Origin of the sequence: Staphylococcus sp. McC-251-APC-3A2, assembly GCF_009695665.1 — a bacterium.
Taxonomy (GTDB): Bacteria; Bacillota; Bacilli; order Staphylococcales; family Staphylococcaceae; genus Staphylococcus; species Staphylococcus cohnii.
Genome location: NZ_VUNO01000001.1, coordinates 377,542 through 397,305, shown reverse-complemented (window position 1 = coordinate 397,305; position 19,764 = coordinate 377,542). Strand labels below are relative to the sequence as shown.

Genomic DNA, 19,764 nt, shown 5'->3' with positions numbered 1-19,764 from the left:
CATTTATTTATATCTCAGCCTTGGTCTTAATTGATTAATCACAATAATCATCAAATATGTCTTTAATATCCATACAAATGTCTTGAATGTCTCTGCCTTCTATATGCTCTCTTGGCATGAAATGTTTTAATTCTTTTCCTTTAAACAAGGCATACGAAGGACTAGATGGTACTTGTTGAATGAAAGCGCGCATTGCTTCAGTTGCTTCTTTATCTTGACCAGCAAATACAGTAACTTTATGAGTTGGTTTTTTTTCATTTTGTTCTGCAACAGTAACTGCAGCGGGTCTTGCCAATCCTGCAGCACAACCACAAGTTGAATTAATCACGACAAATGTTGTATCATCTTCAGATACATTATTCATAAAGTCATCGACATCATCTGCAGTTTCTAAACTATTAAATTCATGATTAGTTAGTTCGCTTCTCATTTGTGTTGCAAGTTCATTCATATATGCTTCGTAAGCATTCATTTATAACACTCCTATTTTATTAAATGATAGTTTCTTTAGACATTATTTCGATTAGCAATTTGCTTCCAAACGGAACCTAATGCTTCATCACCATTTTCAATTCTTGTTATAGCCATCTCTATTTGAAGTTTCACTTCATATGCTGAATCATCAGCATGTTCACGTAGTGATTTTAATTGTTCTGGTCCACCTTCATCAAAAATAAACATAGCAGCTCTCCATCTGACAATTTTGTGAGGATCATCTAATGCTTTTTCCATTTCTGGTAATGCTTGTTTGAAACCTAAATCACTTAAACAATCACCAGCAGTTCTTCTTACTGCAGGACTTTTATCGTTTAACCCTTTATAGAGATAAGGAAGTACTATTTCATCTTCAATCATTCCAAGAAGTATGATAGCTTCACGTCTTAATGGTGTTTTCTGTTCATCACTCACGACTTCGCCGAGCAACGGTAAATCTTCAATTGTAGGTGTTGGGAATGATTTTAGCATTCTTAAACGTTCTTTCCAACTTTCAGTTGATTGATATGTTTCCAAGGTTACATGTTTGTATTTGGTTTCAGGAATTGTAATATCAGATGCTAAGGCTTCTTCCACACGTTTTTGCAATTGATCTTTGGGATAGACAGCTGTAATCTCTTCAACGACATCCTCCATTACCTCTGAGAGCTCACCATAACGTATGCCTAAATCTTCCCACTTACGTTGAAACACAACATTGTCATCATCTTTCTGTGCAGCTAACATACTGTCGACATATATTTCAGGTAATTGTTTACGTTGTTCTTCTGTACTTGTCGTTAGTTTAATTTGATAAGGAATACCTTTGAACGTTAAAACTTCTGCTTTTATTTCACCAAAATGTTCATCTGGTAGCGCTTCGGAAGTTACTTCGTGTTCGTCATTTAATGTTGCTGTTACTTTAGGTAAAACATCTTCCCAATCAAACTTAGGTTTTTTATCTACAGCTAAAAAGTCCATCACATGAAATATAGATTTAACGCCATCAATTTCTAAAACATCATTGATAAAATCAGGCTGCCCTTCTGCAATTGATGAATAAGTATTAGATTGGTTATCCTCTCTTTTTTCACTCAATACAATTTTCATTGTATTGGGACTTGGTGTAGGCTCAACACGTACAATTTCCATAAAGGCACCCTCCTTATTTTTATATTTCTTCTAATACTTTTGTTATATTTGGTAAAAGTGTGTCCCAATCTGCATCTGAATTTTTATCAACTGATATAAAGTTCATTGCTTGAAATATAGATTTGACACCATCAACTTCTAATACTGCGTTGATGAAGGCTGGTTGGTCTTCTTTAACTTTTGTATACGTATTAGGTTTGTTATCACCACTATCTAATTTTAAATCAATTTTCATCGTATTTGGATTTGGTGTCGTTGCTACATTTAATATTTCCATAATCGTATGCTCCTTTTTATTGTAGTTCATTACCGATTTGTTTAATTTGTTTTCCGACTGAACATTCATTTATACAAAAATGATGTGCTTGTGTTTTGCCTTTTGTATTTTTAATATGACGTTTTAATAAACACGCTTTACAATATGTGTTCATCAATTGGTCTATGGCGTCAATTGCCTCTTTTTCAGAATAGGTTAGAATACGCTTCACGCTCCTGTATTTCTAAAAATGAATTATAAGTACCCAATTAACTAATTTATTATAAGATTTGAGACTTGATGACATTATATCATTTGTAACAACGATTGTTTAATCATTAAATTGAAATAGGGCATTGGTGAAAACATTTGTTGATAATTTACAATTTGAGCTTGCTTTTTTATAATTTTCTAGTAAAATAATGTAGTTGTTTATTTTGCGGTTTCTAAACACCCGCATTATCAAAATTTAGGAGGAATAAAATTGTTTAATGAAATATTTGGTGTTATTACTTTTTTAGTAACTTTTATATTATTGGTTACTATGTATCGTTTGTTTGGTAAACATGGTTTGATTGCATGGATTGCTATTGGCACAATTATAGCTAATATTCAAGTTATTAAAACAATCGATATTTTTACTATTTCAGCAACACTGGGAAATGTTATGTTTGCATCAATCTATTTAGCAACCGATATTTTAAATGATATCTACGGTCGCAAAATAGCTAAACGTGCAGTTTGGCTAGGTTTTTGTTCAACGTTGGTAATGATTATAGTGATGCAATTTTCACTTCATTTCACACCTTCCCCAGTAGATAATACACAAAAAGCATTAGAATCTATTTTTAATATTGTTCCAAGGATTGCTTTAGGTTCTGTTATAGCATACATCATCGGACAACATTTAGATGTTTTACTTTTCTCATTAATCAAAAAAGTGTTCAGCTCTGATAAAACATTTATTATAAGAGCTTATGGTAGTACTATTTTAAGTAATATCGTGGATACTGCATTATTTGTTATTATTGCCTTTTTAGGCGCAATGCCAAATGAAGCGGTACTTGAAATCTTTATTACAACGTATTTATTAAAAATAATTTCTACTATATTTAATGTTCCTTTTGGTTATTGGGCTAAATCAATGTACCGAAAAGGAAAAATTCAGAAGTTAGATGAAGGTTATTAATTTTTAATTAAGTGTTTCAATATAACTGATAAAAAACCCGTAATTGAATTTTCAGAAATTCATTTACGGGCTTTTTATATTTCAAGGAATTGAATATAATTATAAAATTTCCATTATTTTATCTTTTAAGTAATTGAAGGTGTCATACCCCTCAGTTTCTAAAAAGTGACCATCATGATTAATGTAATGTGTTTTGACATTTAATTGATTTGATAATCTATCAGTTGCGTCTATATTCACTACTGGATCATTTGAAGCACCAATTGTAATAATGTGACGCGCATTTAATTTATTGATGTCAATACAGGTGTTATCTATATATTGATTTAGTTCAGGTATGTTAGACAATTTTTCGTTAAAACCAGAAATTAGAAAAAGTCCTTTTATTTTTGAACTAGCCTTTAAAGAAGTTAAATAATGTAATATTGAAATGACACCTAAACTATGCGCAACGATAATTGTTTCTGAATTCAATTTATTTTGTACGATATTATCAATAGCCTGGCACCATGAATCGAGTTCAGGATAATCGGAATTTGGTAAATATACAATTTCAACATTATAACCATATGGTTTCATCTGTGCGGCTAACCATTGAAACCAATGACTTTTTGTACTGGCTTGATAACCATGTATAATAAACATGTTTTTCAATTAAGATCATCCTTTGTATATATTAATTTTGTGCATTTTCATTAACTGTAATAGTTTACGTTATTTTGATGTATTTTCCAAGAAAATATATCTACATGATTATGCTTATTTATGCTCTTTTGTTAATATAAAATTAACTTATTAAATTTGAAGGTGAATTTATGGCAAAAATATATTTTGATGCAGCTACAGCAGGTAATCCAGGTCAAAGCGCATGCTCTATAGTTATTATTACTGAGCAAGAACGATTACATTATGACTTTGATTTGGGAATTTTAGATAATCATAGTGCAGAATGGGCAGCTTTTGTATTTGCATTGGAATGTGCAAAACATCATGGGATCACTATAGCACTCGTATACACTGATTCGAAATTAATAGAAGATAGTATGAACAAAGGACAAGTCAAAAATAAACAGTTCATAAATTACTACCATAAAATAAAAATATTAGAATCATCTTTTGATTTATTGTTTGTTAAATGGGTTCCAAGAAACCAAAATAAAGAGGCAAATCATCATGCCAAAAATGCCTTATATAAAATCATTAAAACGGCAGAAAAAAAGCGTTAAAACAATAATTTATTGTCAAAAATAGTGTCTGGACGATAGATATCCAGTAAGATATAAAAAGTTAATATCTATTTAAAATCTTAAGACATTAACTTTTTTGGTGCAAAACTTTTTAGTTGTTGGTGCTAATAGTTATTCCTTTGCATTTATAACACATTTTTAATGCAAATTCGTCCGAAACAATTGTATGAACAATGGACCACGAGCTCCTATTATATAAATCATATCTCAGACAAGTATGCACGGTCAAAAGCATTCGATATTAATTATTAGGGAGATTGGATATAAATCTCAGAAAAATAGCACTCAGATGATTTAATTCAATTCATCTGAATGCTTCTTTTTTATTCAATGCTTCGTATTGTTGGCTCGCTTACTTTGGGGACAGCTTCAGCTTCTCCTGTTCCCTCAAGAGACTCGCCAAAATACGTAATATTATTGAATACGAAAAATGTAGTATAGTTAGGAAAACAAACACGACAAAAGTGAACTTGGCGTTATATTAATGACACTTAATATAAGAAAAATAGTAGCTCAATGAGCTAGCTATAATTAAAATAATAGCGAAAAAGGCAATTTCTATATTATTTCAATAGAAATTGCCTTTTTTCACTTGTCCAAGAACTTTATGTTCCAGGCTCCTTAACTATGAGCGTGTACTTTATTGTTGTTTATTTTATTTAACTAAAATGTGTTGCTAAATACTTTCCAGATACATAGAGCTCATGCTCTTTACATATATTTAGTATTTCAGCTAAATCAGTTCCGAATTTCATATCACTTAATAAATCGGATGTATTTATTGGTACTTCTGTATGAATTTTAGCTAATGATTTAGAAAGTTTTAAATTATATAAGTTGTCTTCTATTTTATTACGTTGACCAGGTGTTAATTCGTTTAAAGCGTCAATAACTGATTCAACTGAACCATGATTTTGAATGAGTTTTATAGCTGTTTTTTCTCCAATGCCTTTAACGCCAGGATAGCCATCAGCGCTATCTCCCATAAATGCTTTAACATCTATGAGTTGTAGTGGATTTAGTCCATATTCATTTTGAAATCTGGTTAAAGTATAGCGATTGTAAATATTGAATCCTTTTTTAGTTAGCCAAATCTCAACATTTGGATTAATACATTGTAAAATATCTTTATCACCGGTGATTACATAAATTTGATTTTCTTGTGAATACTCATATGCTAAAGTCCCTATAACATCATCAGCTTCGTAATTTTGTACACCAATATTTACAAAACCAAATTGGTTTGCTATCTCTTTTACATAATCAAACTGCGGTATCAATTCTTCTGGTGGTGCGGGACGATTTTGCTTGTATCCATCAAACATTTCATTTCGAAATGTAGATTTTCCCATATCCCAACACACAGCCACATGTGAGGGTTGTATTTCGTTTATTGCGGTAAATACATGACGTACAAATCCTTGAACACCGTTCGTAGGCATTCCTGATGAATTTCTCATGAATTGTTTGTGTAAACTTGTTGCGTAAAAATGACGAAATAATAAAGCCATACCATCTATTAATAATATTTTTTTGGACATTGTGCGTACCTCTTTCTAAGTTAACAACTGAGCTTTTAGTTCGCTATTTGTTTCTTGAAGTTGTTTTACTAATGAATCATCTATATTAAAAGCTAAAAGTTGTTTAATTTGTGTGTGTATCTCTTTTTCATACTGATTGAATTTCGTTTCTGCATCATTATTCAGTTTATTTACAATTTCAATTAATGCTTTCCTTAAATCAGCAATACTAGGTTTAAGTTGCACAAGTGTGTTTTGAGTTATTGTAGTTTGAATTTCATTTTGCATTTTTGGTTGCAAAATGTTCTTTTTAGTCAGTGATTTAGGCAAAACAGAGATCATTTGGCTTAATTCAATTTTTAAATATGGATCGTCTAGTTCCATATTACTTTTATTAAATTCTGGTTCGATGAAAATGTGTAATTGTTCCAATTTTTGTTTTAAAGGTGCGATTTCTTCATGTATTTGTTGAATGAAATACTTTTTAATTCGTTCTACAAGTAAGGATTGTTCTAAATATAATCTTTGATGAATTTGATCTAAGTATTGTTTAGTGGAAAGACGTTTTTCTTCATTGAAGTTATTGCTTTGTGTCATTTGACCGTTATAAATTGATTTTACCTCATCTAGCAACTGAATTTTTAAACGCTCATTTAAGTGATAAATTTGATCTTCAACTTCATTTGAAGCACGTTGTACTGCAATTTGTAATATATTATTATTCAGTATTATTTGTTGTTGGTACTGTTCGAGTTTATTTTTACGTTGCTTAATTTTTGATTGATTATGCTGTGCATCTTCTATCATTTGATCAAATGCTTCTGAAATATTTGCTAATTGCTTAGTCATTTGTTGTTGCAATATATCTTTCGACTCAACTTGAGTAAAGTAGTCTATACTATTTTTTAATTTATCAATTCCTGAGTCACCTGTATTCAATGCTTTTCGACTTGAAACTGCAAAAATATCAGAATTCATATTTACATGATTAAGTGCATCACTTACATAGTTTATGACTGCATTCAGATCTTCTTCAGTTTCAGCTAAATCAGTGGCATTTATGATCATTTTAAATGCTTGGTTTTCACTTAATTGGTTCATTTCTTTCATATGCTCAATAAAGCGTTTATCATTATCTGTGAAAGAATGATTAAAATAACTTACATAAAGTATTAAATCTGAAGAAGTTAAAATCTTTTCTGTTTCATTTGTATGTCGTTGATTATTGGAATGTAATCCAAGTGAATCTACGATAACTTTATTTTTTAACCAATCAATGGGTAATCTTAAGTGAACTGTATTTACAAAGGTTGCATATTCATCTTCTGCACTCCATTTTCTAATTTCGTCCTGTTCAATGGAATGGGTTAAGCCTTGTTCTAGCATTTTTTGATACATCGTGTAATGTTTGTCAATTGCATTGATAAATGCTAATTTGTTTTTTTCTAAAGATGCTGTTAACTTATGTGTATTTTGATTTAAAAATGCTTCAATTGAATCAAAAGATTTATTTTCCACTTCAAATAATTGGTTTAATTCTTCTAATATTTGTTCTGATGATTTAAGTGTGATTTGACTTTCCTCACCATAAGTCAATTCTGTCATTGCAGCTGTTGTAGGATTTGGCGAGCTTACAAGATACGCATCACCAAGTAGCGCATTGATTAAACTACTTTTTCCGGCACTGAATGTTCCGAAAACCCCTATTTTAATAATTTTATTATCAAGGCGATTTAATGCATCATTGATATCTTGTTTAGTTTGTTCAAATAATGGAATATTTTTTATTAAATCTAATGAACGTTTTATATCTTGAATTGAAGTATTTGTTGATTTTGCTTTAGTGGTACTAGGTTGATTTTGTTTTTTAGTCACTGAACGTTCCTGTTTAGCTTGATAAGTGATTTCTTCTCTATCTATTAATTTATCTAATGAATCATCAATATGAATATAGTAGTGTCTGTAATTTTGTGTTTCAAGTGATTCTCTCAAATTACGTAGCTCCATAAATTTAACATAATCATTATAATCATCTACTTCTTCAGTGCCAATGTCGTTTGCTTGAGAATGGTTTATTGCTTTTTCAAATAATGGTTCAGTTTCTTTAACAATATGTTGTTTGATAGATTTCATTAAATCATCTGAAAATGTTAAGACATATTGATTACTAATAGATATTTGCATTTGATACAAATCATCCACGAGTTTTGAAGGGATTTGATAATGTTGGTTTAAAATAGCCTCAGTTACTTCGGAAGAATTAATAAATCGAGTCAAAAAGGACATGTCTTCTCTCAAAGGTTGACGTATTTCTTGATTTACCTTTTCTTGTAATTGCTCAAGTAGTTCTTGAAGTCTAATTTGTTGTGTTTCTAATGTTTTTTTCTTTTTATTGAATAAGCCACCCACTTTAAAATCTTTAGTTCGGCTTTCCAAATAAGTTCTTATTTTTTCCCTAGTATCGTGTGTCATTACATATGCATTGTCGAGAATCGCCTTACGTTTTTGTTTTAAGAAATCATATAACTGATCAGGATTATTTAGTAATTTTGCTTCTTCACTCACTTGTTGATGTTGTTGGAAGTTTAAATATGCTTGGTCAAAGTCTGCTTCAAATATATCCAGCTCTGTTAAAATTGCTTGAATTTCATGTTGTATAAATGATAGTTGTTCTTCTGTAATAAAATTGATAGTACGTTCCACATAATCCGACATTGATTCTCTACGTTGATCTTTATCAATGAGATAGTCTGATAATGCTTGAATTTGGTTGTGTTCATGTTCAAATTTAGAAACATAAAATATTTGATCTAATTTGATTTCCCATTCATCAATCGATTTTTCAACGCGTTGTTTAAATGTGGCGAATGGAATCTCTGATTCATGATGTTTATCTATTTGATTGATAACAAAAACTACTGGTACACCAGCATGATTAAGCTGTTTCATAAATTGAAAATTCATTGCAGATTGAACATGATTATAGTCTACAGTGTAAAATAGAACATTACTTGTATACATAAATTCTTCAGTACTAGATTGATGTGTCGATACATTAGAATCAACACCTGGTGTATCTTGAAGTGTGAACCCTTTATTAAATTTATCAGAAGGGAATTTAATTTCTACAGATTCAACATCAATATTTTCGCGATTCATTTGTTTAACTTCATCATAGTTTGTTAATAAAGTATATTTTTGGTTGCTCAAATTTGCTATAATACCTGGTTCATCTGATACAGAAACGATTGCTGTGTTACTAGTTGTAGGTACTGGAGAACTTGGTAAAATATTTTCTTCCAGTAGCATATTGATGAGCGTTGATTTTCCTGCTGAAAAATGACCAACAAATGTAGCAGTATATTGTTCTAAAAATATTTTTTTAATGACTTGATTTATAATATGTACAAGCCTATGATTATCTGATTTTTCAACTTCTTTTTTTAGTTTATATAGAATATCGAGTTGCTTCGTTTTAGACATGTTATGTATCCCCTTTATTACTTATATGTAATTAAGTTCTATTGTATAACAAATTATTGTGGGTCTAAAGTAAGTTAGCAAAATTAAATTGTATTTAGTACTTATTTATTAGTAAAAGCAAAGAAGTGTTACAAAGTTATTGGTAGCGACTTTATTTAAAATTAAAAATACCACCTTAATTGGTGGCATTTGCAATCATTACAAAAATGTTGTTGTTTTTTAAATTTTATTTCCAGCTTGGTTTACTAAAATCAGTATTAGGTTTGCTAATACCAATGTTATCTTTTAAATAAAGTTCAGGATTTTTGGCAATTTGTACTGCAACAGCAGCAACACTTTTTCTGGAAACTTCTGTCCCCTTAAATGGTTCATCTTTATGAGTAATTTCATAATCAATTTCGTTAATATCTGATAACCAAGCAGGTCTTAAAATTGTATAATTGAGCTTTGAGCTTTCAATGGTGTCAGCTGCTTTTTTATAAATTGGTAAGTAATTATGGATTTGCTCATTTACCCATTCGCCAAATTCACCAGGTACCTCATTATAAATGCCAAGCGCAGCTACAAATATTAAACGATCAACTTTATTCTGTTCCATAGCTTTAACAATAGTACTTGCTTCTTTATCTAATTCACCTGAAAGACTAGCAAATACAATGTCTACATCTTCCATCGCACTATTAACATCTTCAAAGTTTGTAGCGTCTCCTTCACGAACACGAATGCGATCTGATGCATAATCAGGTAATCTATTCGCGTCTCTTAAAAACAATCTCAGCGTATATGAGGTATTTTCTAAAAAAGAATTAATAGCTGCTTTAGAAATTGCTCCGTTTGCCCCTAGTATTAATACTCTAGTCATATAATCACTCCATTATAATATATGGTTAAAAATATTAGTATATATAATAATTTTTTTGGATGCTTTTCTTTATATCTAATTTCACAATACTACAAATGCATGATTTATACTAATGATATATTTACGATATTGAATATAATAAAATGAGCTGTATGATATGTAAACATGTTTTGATTAATTTCAAGACAAAATAAAATCCCTAAAACAACTTTTATGAAGTTACCTTAGGGAAGTAATCAATACCATTTAGTGGATAGCAGGATTATTATTTTTTTTAATTTTTACATACTGTGAAATACTATATATTACAATGCCAACCCAAATAAAGATGAACGTGATAAATTGGTCGACACTAAATGGTTCTTTGAATAAGAAAATACCTAATACAAACATAATTGTAGGACCAATGTACTGTATGAATCCAGTAAGCGACAATGGAATTCTACGTGCACCAGCTGAGAAAAGTATCAGTGGAATTGCTGTTACAGCCCCTGAGAAAATCAACCAAAAAGATGAGGAGTTATAACCAAATGTTAAACTACCTTGTTGCCAAATGTACCATAGATATATAATGCCTGCTGGTGCAGTAACAATACATTCTATTGTAATACTACTAATTGCATCTATTGGCACGATTTTTTTAATTAAACCATAAATACCAAATGAACATGCTAATAGTAATGAAATACTTGGGAATACACCGACTCTTATAGTCATATACAAAACTCCGATGACTGCAAATCCAATAGCAATCCATTCTAATTTATTAAACCGTTCTTTGAGGAAAATTAACGCTAATAGAATGCTTACGAGTGGATTAATATAATAGCCTAAACTTGATTGTAATACGTGACCGTTCGTAACTGCCCATATAAAAGTGCCCCAATTAATTGTTATTACATAGCCAGCAGCTATGATAGCAATGAGTTGTATAGGATTTGCAATGAGCTGTTGTAAATCGCGTTTGAATGGTGCTGTATTGTTAGTGATTACTACTACTATCAGCATAAATATCATTGAAAGTATAATTCTGAAAGCTAATATTTCAAATGCACCAATATCTTCTATTAGATCCCAATATATTGGTAAAATCCCCCATAAAATGTATGCACCAAAAGCAAAAAATATGCCTTTTTTAAACTCGTTATTCATTTGTCGCACCTCTTTCTGATTGATTCATGCAGTCTAATTTTTAGGTTTTTTATTCCCCCAATATTGATAATAAGTACACTCGATATAACCATTAAATAGCTTTCTTCTTTTTGTAGCTTTTTTATTAACTAAAAATTCAAATTCATTATTACTTGTTAAAATATAAGTTGATAAATAAGGGTGTTCCTGCATTAATTGACCGATATAACGATACATTTCTTCAACTTCTGCTCTATCACCAATACGTTCACCATATGGTGGATTGCCAATTAAAGCAATGGGTGCTTCTGACTCTAATGATAAGGTGTTAACATCTTGAACTTTAAAGTTAATAATGTCTGATAAGCCGACTTCTTCAGCATTTCTACGCGCTATTTCTATCATTTCTGGGTCAATATCTGATGCGTAGATCTCTAAAGGTCTATCGTAATGAGCTTGTTGATCAGCTTCATCTCTCAATTCATCGTATAGTCCATCAGGCATAATATCCCATGTTTCTGAAACGAAATCTCGATTAAAACCAGGTGCAATATTTTGAGCTATTAAACATGCTTCAATCGCAATCGTGCCAGAACCACAAAATGGATCTATCAATGGTGTATCACCTGTCCAATTTGCTAATTTAATCAAACTAGCAGCAAGCGTTTCTTTTATAGGCGCTTCACCTTGGGCAAGCCTATAACCACGTTTGTTTAGCCCTGATCCAGAAGTATCTATTGTCAATAGTGCTTTATCCTTTAATAGAGCTACTTCAACTGGATATTTAGCACCTGATTCATCTAGCCACCCTTTTTCTTGATAAGCAGTTTTTAATCGTTCAACAATTGCTTTTTTAACGATTGCTTGGCAATCTGGCACACTAAATAAAGTAGATTTCACACTTCGACCTTGTACAGGAAAGTTTCCTTCTTTTTCAATAATCGATTCCCATGGGAGTTCTTTTGTTTTTTCAAATAATTCATCAAATGTTTTTGCATTAAATTGACCAACAACAATTTTTATTCTATCGGCAGTTCTTAGCCATAAATTGCATTTAACTATTGCTGTTTCATCGCCTTCGAAAAAGATTTTGCCGTTTTCTACTGTTGTTACATAACCAAGATCTTGGATTTCCTTAGAAACAACTGCTTCTAACCCCATTGGGCATACAGCTAATAATTGATACATTGTTTTGCTCCTTTTTTTAAATTGATTTAATTTAATTTTATCAAAAGTTATTTTAAATAGATATGACTTAACTTCTGTTTAGGTTCATATTAAAATTTTATGTGAATTTTAAACATTAAAAAAGCTCTCCTAAGTGGGAGAGCTTGGGGTCTAGTAATGATGTTTCTATAAGCCATGTTTTGTACCTTTGTACTGCCAACGTGTACTAGTTACACTCGTACGCTGGTGGTAACCATCTGTCTATATACTTTAAAAGTATACCTTATTTATACGTTGAATTCCGTTAAATAAGTGCTCCTACCTAATTTGGATTGCTCACTCGAGGGGTTTACCGCGTTCCACCTTTTATATTTCTATAAAAGCTACGTCACTGTGGCACTTTCAAACTATTTTAACCTTATCTAAAGACTTAGGTTATTTCGTTGCCGTCAATTTAATGCCTTGACTTATTGTTTCATCAAGCACGAACACTACAATCATCTCAGATTGTGTGAGCATGGACTTTCCTCTATATCGCTATAGCGATTACCCAAAACACCATCTTTAAGAGTATATCACTTTTCAAAGACTAGAACAAATAAAAATAAGATAAGTTTTGGGGAAAACCAAAACTTATCTTTATGTACGCAATAACTACTACGTATACATAGTCATTTGTTGTGATAGTTAGTTATATTATTTACCGAACACTGCTTTTTCTAGGTTTGAAATTCTTTTTAGAATATCGACGTTGTTATTATTAGTAGTATTGCTTGTAGCATTACCGTTTGTTGAAAAGTTTTTATTCTCTTGTGGTCTTGAAGTAGCCACTCGTAATCTCAATTCTTCTAGTTCTTTTTTTAATTTGTTATTTTCTTCGGAAAGTTTAACAACTTCATTATCTAAATCTGCCATCTTTTGATAATCTGCTATGATGTCGTCTAAGAAAGCATCTACTTCTTCCCTTCTATAACCACGTGTCATAGTTTTTTCAAAATCTTTTTCATAAATATCTTTAGCTGATAGTTTTAATGAAACATCTGACATATTTTTCCACCTCATTCGAAACTTTGTTCTTGAGACCACTGCAAATCGTTGATAAATTCCGTTAATTCATCGAACGAAACAATGTCACAAGTATAATTTGTTTTTTCCATAAAATCAACTAACATTTGTTTAAAGTATTTTGGACTAGCTTCTTGTTCTTCGTCATATATCAGTAATGATTGATCAGTATGGTCGAGCATAAATTGATCTGTCTGTTTAAATTGATGTGGCCCTACATATGATGTATGAAATACGCTATCTACAAAATCAGCATCTTGTACAATGTGATTATATTTTGCTTGATTTTGTTCATTCCATCTTTCAGTATGACCATAAAATGGTGTGACCACGCCGAGTTTAAGATCAGGATATGTCTCTTTTAAATCAATTACTACTTCAGCTGTCCATAATTCTATACCCATCTGTCCTTGTATTAATACCCATTCAAGCCCTTCTTCAATCAATGATTTTAATTTATGTGCTATAAATTTTTTCAAATAAGAAACTTCAGGTGCATCATCTTTAAAGATATTAAGTTCAAATGACTTATAACCAGTCACATAAATTGTCCTTATCATAATGTAACATCACTTCTTTGTATATAACTTAAATCGTATTGTACTGCCTTAACTTTTTCTGTGAATAATTTACGGCTAGTCCTTTTAAAATGACATTCAACTGACAATGATTCAATATTTGAAATAAGTAAATCAAATTTTTTCTTATTCATATAGGATAGTTGTAGTATTTTAGGCTCGAATGTGCTAAATGTTTCTAACAGGTTATCTATGTAACTAGTAAATGGAACAACATCTTTGTAAAAATCATAGTCTATATCTTTCGATTTAACTGATTCATATCTATCTTGCATCAATTGCACATCATTTAATAGTTGGGTAATTAATTGTTGCATGAAGTTTCCTCCTACACATTAAATTTACCACAAATAAATTTGATAGTCATTTGTGAAACAATCATCTAACATTTATGTCATATTCCGGGCATATTTATAGGGAAATATTGTTTAATTGAGAAAAGCACGTTAAAATAAATATTGATGTATGTACAGATACATTGCATTATATTTCATAGTTTGGAAAAAAAGATTATTTTCATGTATAATGAAAAAAGTTTTTGAAACCAAATTAAAGTGGTGAAAAACAATGAATTATCCAAATGGGAAACCATTTTACGGAAATAAGTCTCAAGTCGGACGAACTTATAAGGATGAAAAGAGTAAAATAAATTATGGTGGCAGAGGCATGTCGCTTGAGAGTGATATTGAATTATCTAATACGCACTATTTGAAACTTGGGCAAGCTGTTATACATAAAAAGCCCACCCCCGTTCAAATAGTTAATGTTCATTATCCTATGAGAAGTAAGGCGGTAATTAATGAGGCTTATTTCCGAACGCCTTCGACTACTGATTACAATGGTATTTACAAAGCGCACTATTTAGATTTTGAAGCGAAAGAAACTAAAAATAAAACTTCTTTTCCATTGAATAACATGCATGAACACCAAGTGGTGCATATGGATGCTTGCTATGACCAGGGAGGAATTGTTTTTTTATTAATTCGCTTTAAATTATTAGATGAAGTTTATTTGTTGCCTTATCGCAAGTTTAAATATTATTGGCATCGGTACAAAAAAGAAATTAAAAAGTCGATTACGGTTGAAGAAATTAGAAAAAATGGTTACTATATTCCTTATCAGTATCAACCAAGATTGAATTACCTCAAAGCAGTTGATAAGTTGATATTAGATGAAAGTGAGGACCGCGTATGACGGAGAAAAAAAGGACTTCCGATTCAAATAAGAATGATAAGTCCGGAGAAAAAAAGAATAGGAATATAAAAAGAACGATTATTAAGATAATCGGGTTTCTCATCATAGCCTTCATTGTTCTAGCACTAATTGGTATTTTATTATTTGCATACTATGCTTGGAAAGCACCTGCATTTACAGAATCAAAATTACAAGATCCAATTCCTGCTAAAATATATGATAAAGATGGCGATTTGATTAAAACGATTGATAATGGGCAAAGACGTGAACATGTTGATTTAGATGAAGTACCTAAAAGTATGAAATCAGCTGTCTTGGCAACAGAAGATAATCGTTTCTATGACCATGGTGCACTTGACTATAAACGTTTGTTTGGTGCAGTGGCTAAAAACTTTACGGGTGGATTTGGTTCGCAAGGTGCATCAACATTAACTCAACAAGTAGTTAAGCGTTCGTTCTTAACGGATCAAAAATCAATAGCACGTAAAGCACAAGAAGCTTATTTATCATATAGACTCGAACAAGAATATAGTAAAGATGAAATTTTTGAGATGTATTTAAATAAAATTTACTATTCTGACAGTGTTTATGGTGTGAAAGCTGCAGCTAAATATTACTTCGATAAAGATTTGAAAGATTTAAATTTAGCTGAATCGGCATATCTTGCTGGTTTACCGCAAGTTCCAAATACTTATAATATTTATGATCATCCAAAAGAAGCAGAATCACGTAAAGATACTGTTTTATACTTAATGGAATATCATAATCGTATTACTAAGAAACAAAAAGAAGAAGCACAAAATACATCATTAGAAGATAACTTAGTAAAACGTGATTCAGAAGATCGCCAAGTGAGTGATAAAAGTTCAAATCCTGAATATGATTCTTACGTTAACTTCGTAAAATCTGAATTAATGAATAATAAAGCATTCAAAGGCAAAGATTTAGGTGAAGTTCTTAATAGTGGTGTTAAAATCTACACAAATATGGACAAAGATGTCCAACAAACACTGCAAGATCGTGTAGATAATGGTGGCTACTATAAAAATGAAGACCAACAAGTTGGTTCTTCTATTGTAGACAGTGAATCTGGTGGTTTAGTTGCAATATCTGGCGGTAGAAATTATAAAGATATTGTTGATAGAAACTTAGCTACAGATGCTCACCCTACTGGTTCATCATTAAAACCATTCTTAGCGTATGGCCCTGCCATTGAAAATATGAATTGGGCTACGAATCACGCAATTCAAGATGAAGAAGCATATCAAGTTGATGGTGTCACATTTAGAAACTATGATACTAAAGGTCATGGTGAAGTTAAATTGTATGATGCTTTACGTCAAAGTTTCAATATACCAGCATTAAAAGCTTGGCAATCTTCAAAAGAGAACGCTGGAAATGACGCACCAAAAGATTTTGCTAATAAAGTTGGTTTAGAATATGAAGGAGATGTAGGACCTTCTGAAGTATTAGGTGGTTCATCATCAGAATTCTCACCTACACAATTAGCATCTGCATTTGCATCTATTGCAAATGGTGGCGAATATAATAATGCACATTCTATTAAAAAAGTAGAAAAAGAAGATGGAGAAACAATTAATTACGATCATACAAGTAAGAAAGCAATGAAAGATTCCACTTCTTATATGTTAGCAGAAGTACTTAAAGGTACATTTGAAGCATATGGTTCTGCATATGGCCACGGTATATCTGGTGTAAACGTTGCAGCAAAAACTGGTACAGGTACTTATGGTGACCAAACTTACCAACAATACGGCTTGCCTGATGATGCTGCAAAAGATGTATGGATGAATGGCTTCACGCCAAAATACAGCATGTCTGTGTGGATGGGCTTCAAAGAAGTTAAACAAGGCGGCGTAAATTCATTTGTTGGACATGACGAACAAGAGTATCCTCAGTATCTATTCGAGGATGTAATGAGCAATATCTCACCAAGAGATGGCAAAGACTTTAGTAAACCTGATTCAGTAAATGGTGATAGTAAAGATAGCCTATCTGTTGAAGGACATCCTGATGACAACACAACAAGTAATAAGCCTCGAGGACAAGGTGGTAGCAGTAGTAGTAATAGCGATGACAGTGATAATAATAGCAACAGCAATAGCAATAGTTCTTCATCAGCTTCATCAGCTAGCTCAAACAGTAGTAATACAAGTAATTCTAATGGCTTATCAAGAGCGCAATAATTATTAGTTGAAGTTTTTGAGTATCTATTACAAAGCTCAAAAAGTGCTTAGTTATCATCATTATTTATGAACACATAAACGCCAATTTCTATTGAAATTAAATAGAAATTGGCGTTTTCTTTATTTTATAGAGATTTTGTTACTTATTGACATCTTATGGAATTGTATGAATAAGAAACTAAATATCAAGTGTAAATTTGATAAGCTTAGAACACCAAAACCTTTGGAAATTAAATAAAAAGAAATGAGACAGAAATCTAATTATATTAAAATGGTTTCGTTGTCCACTTCGGCAAGGATGACCATAATTGAAAAAAATAAAAGAGGATTATCTGAACTGTAGCTCATGCATAAGTCCCACTAACTCAATAAATTGAGAAGTGGGACTTATTAATTTCAGCTCTACTATCTATTGACCATATGAATAAGTCTGGACGAATCAATGATGTTTCAAGACGCATTTTGTTTAAAATATTGCTATATGATTGTAATGACATCACAAAATTGATTTGTAACTCAATTTCAACGCTAAATATTTGTGTTAATGGCCTTTATTTTTGTTACGTATTTGGTATGATGCATTCATTTTAATTAATTCCGATTTAAGTGTCTTCATTTGACTATAACCCATAAAATGATATTTACGCGCAATCATATAATGATAACGTTCTTTAAAATTCATTGGTACAACTGGATAATCGGTTAATCGCTCAAAGTCAATCGTATGAATGTGATTGATTTGTTTAAAAAAAGTTTCAATCATATCAAAATATTCATCAATTAATACCTTAGCTTCTTCAGAATTTAATTTTTTTTGTTTCGAGAATAAATCTATTTGTTCTTCTAATCTTATAAAATCTTCTTTTGAAATCAATTGTGTCACACTTCTTTCAAACTGGCTTTATATCTTTTTTGCCCTTCTCTACATTCATTAAATAAGGGGCAAATATCACATTTAGGGCTACGTGCTAAACAGTGATAGCGTCCGAAGAAAATAAGTTGATGATGCGTTTTATTCCAACGTTCTCTAGGTACTACTTTGCATAATTTATCTTCAACTTGTCTAACATTATCTTTCCACCTACAAATACCTAAACGTTTAGCTACACGTTCTACATGAGTATCTACTGCAAGCGAAGGTTCATTAAAAGCAACACTCATCACTACATTTGCTGTTTTACGCCCCACTCCAGCTAGACTTTCAAGCTCTGCATGTGTTTGAGGAATGACGCCATCAAATTTATTTAGTAATGATGCACATAATTTTTGGATATTTTTAGCTTTATTTCTATATAAGCCAATAGTACGAAGATCATTTTCTAATTCTGAGATATCTACATTTAGATAATCTTCAGGTGTTTTATATTTTTTAAAAAGATTTTTAGTGAGTTTATTAACAGAAATATCTGTAGTTTGTGCTGATAATAACACCGCAATTGTTAGTTCAAATGGATTATCATGTACAAGTTCGCATTCAGCGTTTGGGAACATATTAGCAATGACGTCAATCATTTCTAAAGATTTTTTATTACTTATCATCTTGATTCTCCTCATTTAGCCAATCAAATTTAGGCACTTTTTTTACTGTGTGTTTCATTTTAGGTTGGTTAAACTGTCGGCTTATTTTTTTGGAATCTTCAATGGTTTTCACATTATTTTTTTTCCAATTTAATAGAATTCTATCAATATATTTAAAACTCATTTTGTTTTGGCTTTCTGCCTCATCTAAAGCTGCTTGAATCACACTTAAGTCGTGTTTATCTACATCTAACCATTGGTTTAATGTCTCAATTTCATATGGTGATAACGGTCTACCAAAAGCTTGTTCAATTTGTTGAAAAAGCTTGTTGAATTCAAGTTCAGTTTGTTTTTGATCATTATTATCATTAACGTGTTGCATAATATCATTTAGTTTATAATAAAACGGATCGAGATTCATATATTCAGTGAATTTGCCTTCTTCATCTTTATTAACGTTTAATTCTAATAAATCACGTTGAATAAGATTTTGTATAATGGCAGTAATTTCCCTGGAATCTAGTGAAGTTCCTTTTTGTAAAGATTCAATAGATGGTTGTTTATTGGTCATTTCCGATGCATGAATCAATTTTATCAAAATAACTAATTCACGTTCATTGATACCTAATTCATTATAGTGTTCTAGTAATTCTTTGTGAATTACAACTGGTCTAGTCTTTAGCATATCTATATTCAAATACATCCCTCCTTATCTTGTATA

At 31.0% G+C, this 19,764-nt stretch carries 20 protein-coding genes and 1 other RNA gene; 4 read left to right on the top strand and 17 right to left on the bottom strand.

The annotated features are described in order from the left end of the window. Window positions 1-34 precede the first annotated feature (34 nt). From brxA to FYJ81_RS02025, 4 genes are read right to left on the bottom strand one after another with little or no spacing between them, the layout of a single operon-like run. Complete coding sequence (gene brxA, locus FYJ81_RS02040) at window positions 35-472, bottom strand: bacilliredoxin BrxA (RefSeq protein WP_107386624.1); 438 nt, start codon at window positions 470-472, stop codon at window positions 35-37. Window positions 473-507: 35 nt separating this feature from the next. After that, window positions 508-1,626, bottom strand: a complete 1,119-nt coding sequence (locus FYJ81_RS02035) for a conserved virulence factor C family protein (RefSeq protein ID WP_107386625.1) — start codon at window positions 1,624-1,626, stop codon at window positions 508-510. Between the two features lie 19 nt (window positions 1,627-1,645). Further along, a complete protein-coding gene (locus FYJ81_RS02030; protein ID WP_107385231.1) occupies window positions 1,646-1,903 on the bottom strand; it encodes a NifU N-terminal domain-containing protein in 258 nt (85 codons plus the stop codon). 16 nt (window positions 1,904-1,919) lie between these two features. Then, on the bottom strand, window positions 1,920-2,114 hold the full coding sequence (locus FYJ81_RS02025) for a zinc-finger domain-containing protein (protein WP_107385230.1): 195 nt from the start codon (window positions 2,112-2,114) through the stop codon (window positions 1,920-1,922). Window positions 2,115-2,366: 252 nt separating this feature from the next. Here FYJ81_RS02025 and FYJ81_RS02020 point away from each other — a divergent pair, with 252 nt between their 5' ends. After that, on the top strand, window positions 2,367-3,071 hold the full coding sequence (locus FYJ81_RS02020) for a queuosine precursor transporter (RefSeq protein WP_107523727.1): 705 nt from the start codon (window positions 2,367-2,369) through the stop codon (window positions 3,069-3,071). A gap of 99 nt (window positions 3,072-3,170) precedes the next feature. Here FYJ81_RS02020 and FYJ81_RS02015 read toward each other — a convergent pair whose 3' ends face one another. Then, window positions 3,171-3,716 carry an RBBP9/YdeN family alpha/beta hydrolase gene (locus FYJ81_RS02015; RefSeq protein ID WP_226953500.1) on the bottom strand — a complete coding sequence of 182 codons (546 nt, stop codon included), beginning with the start codon at window positions 3,714-3,716 and terminating at the stop codon, window positions 3,171-3,173. 170 nt (window positions 3,717-3,886) lie between these two features. Here FYJ81_RS02015 and FYJ81_RS02010 point away from each other — a divergent pair, with 170 nt between their 5' ends. Beyond that, window positions 3,887-4,297 (top strand): ribonuclease HI family protein, encoded by a 411-nt coding sequence (locus tag FYJ81_RS02010; protein WP_107385001.1) that lies wholly within the window; start codon window positions 3,887-3,889, stop codon window positions 4,295-4,297. 680 nt (window positions 4,298-4,977) lie between these two features. Here the strand turns inward: FYJ81_RS02010 and FYJ81_RS02005 are convergent. From FYJ81_RS02005 to FYJ81_RS01965, 9 genes are all read right to left on the bottom strand, one after another. After that, on the bottom strand, window positions 4,978-5,859 hold the full coding sequence (locus FYJ81_RS02005; RefSeq protein WP_107385002.1) for a 5'-3' exonuclease: 882 nt from the start codon (window positions 5,857-5,859) through the stop codon (window positions 4,978-4,980). Window positions 5,860-5,874: 15 nt separating this feature from the next. Continuing rightward, window positions 5,875-9,321: a dynamin family protein gene (locus FYJ81_RS02000; RefSeq protein WP_107386295.1), complete on the bottom strand. Its 3,447-nt coding sequence runs from the start codon at window positions 9,319-9,321 to the stop codon at window positions 5,875-5,877. Between the two features lie 226 nt (window positions 9,322-9,547). Beyond that, entirely contained in the window at window positions 9,548-10,183 is a 636-nt protein-coding gene (locus FYJ81_RS01995) for an SDR family oxidoreductase (RefSeq protein ID WP_107386296.1), read from the bottom strand. Window positions 10,184-10,429: 246 nt separating this feature from the next. Then, window positions 10,430-11,335: an EamA family transporter RarD gene (rarD, locus tag FYJ81_RS01990; RefSeq protein ID WP_107386297.1), complete on the bottom strand. Its 906-nt coding sequence runs from the start codon at window positions 11,333-11,335 to the stop codon at window positions 10,430-10,432. A 33-nt stretch (window positions 11,336-11,368) separates the two neighbouring features. After that, on the bottom strand, window positions 11,369-12,502 hold the full coding sequence (locus FYJ81_RS01985; RefSeq protein ID WP_107386298.1) for a THUMP domain-containing class I SAM-dependent RNA methyltransferase: 1,134 nt from the start codon (window positions 12,500-12,502) through the stop codon (window positions 11,369-11,371). Between the two features lie 163 nt (window positions 12,503-12,665). After that, an RNA gene (gene rnpB, locus FYJ81_RS01980) (RNase P RNA component class B) lies at window positions 12,666-13,039 on the bottom strand. Between the two features lie 138 nt (window positions 13,040-13,177). After that, window positions 13,178-13,528: a cell division regulator GpsB gene (gene gpsB, locus FYJ81_RS01975; RefSeq protein WP_019468939.1), complete on the bottom strand. Its 351-nt coding sequence runs from the start codon at window positions 13,526-13,528 to the stop codon at window positions 13,178-13,180. Window positions 13,529-13,539: 11 nt separating this feature from the next. Next, the gene (locus tag FYJ81_RS01970; protein ID WP_154409244.1) at window positions 13,540-14,106 is read right to left on the bottom strand and encodes a DUF1273 domain-containing protein; all 567 of its coding nucleotides are present in this window, start codon (window positions 14,104-14,106) and stop codon (window positions 13,540-13,542) included. Further along, entirely contained in the window at window positions 14,103-14,441 is a 339-nt protein-coding gene (locus FYJ81_RS01965; protein WP_107386300.1) for a DUF1798 family protein, read from the bottom strand. Before FYJ81_RS01965 ends, FYJ81_RS01970 begins: the two co-directional genes overlap by 4 nt. Before the next feature lie 250 nt (window positions 14,442-14,691). On the opposite strand from FYJ81_RS01965, the gene recU reads away from it, so the two are divergent. Together recU and FYJ81_RS01955 are read left to right on the top strand one after the other, a co-directional pair. Then, complete coding sequence (recU, locus tag FYJ81_RS01960; protein WP_107385077.1) at window positions 14,692-15,318, top strand: Holliday junction resolvase RecU; 627 nt, start codon at window positions 14,692-14,694, stop codon at window positions 15,316-15,318. Then, on the top strand, window positions 15,315-17,525 hold the full coding sequence (locus FYJ81_RS01955) for a transglycosylase domain-containing protein (RefSeq protein WP_154409243.1): 2,211 nt from the start codon (window positions 15,315-15,317) through the stop codon (window positions 17,523-17,525). The genes recU and FYJ81_RS01955 overlap by 4 nt, the downstream gene beginning before the upstream one ends. Window positions 17,526-18,066: 541 nt before the next feature. On the opposite strand, the gene FYJ81_RS01950 is transcribed toward FYJ81_RS01955, so the two are convergent. From FYJ81_RS01950 to FYJ81_RS01940, 3 genes are read right to left on the bottom strand one after another with little or no spacing between them, the layout of a single operon-like run. After that, entirely contained in the window at window positions 18,067-18,399 is a 333-nt protein-coding gene (locus FYJ81_RS01950; RefSeq protein WP_107385083.1) for a YpoC family protein, read from the bottom strand. A 5-nt stretch (window positions 18,400-18,404) separates the two neighbouring features. Then, window positions 18,405-19,064, bottom strand: coding sequence for an endonuclease III (gene nth, locus FYJ81_RS01945; protein ID WP_107385079.1), 660 nt, complete (start codon window positions 19,062-19,064; stop codon window positions 18,405-18,407). Continuing rightward, window positions 19,054-19,746 carry a DnaD domain-containing protein gene (locus tag FYJ81_RS01940; protein WP_394859696.1) on the bottom strand — a complete coding sequence of 231 codons (693 nt, stop codon included), beginning with the start codon at window positions 19,744-19,746 and terminating at the stop codon, window positions 19,054-19,056. The genes nth and FYJ81_RS01940 overlap by 11 nt, the downstream gene beginning before the upstream one ends. Window positions 19,747-19,764: the final 18 nt, after the last annotated feature.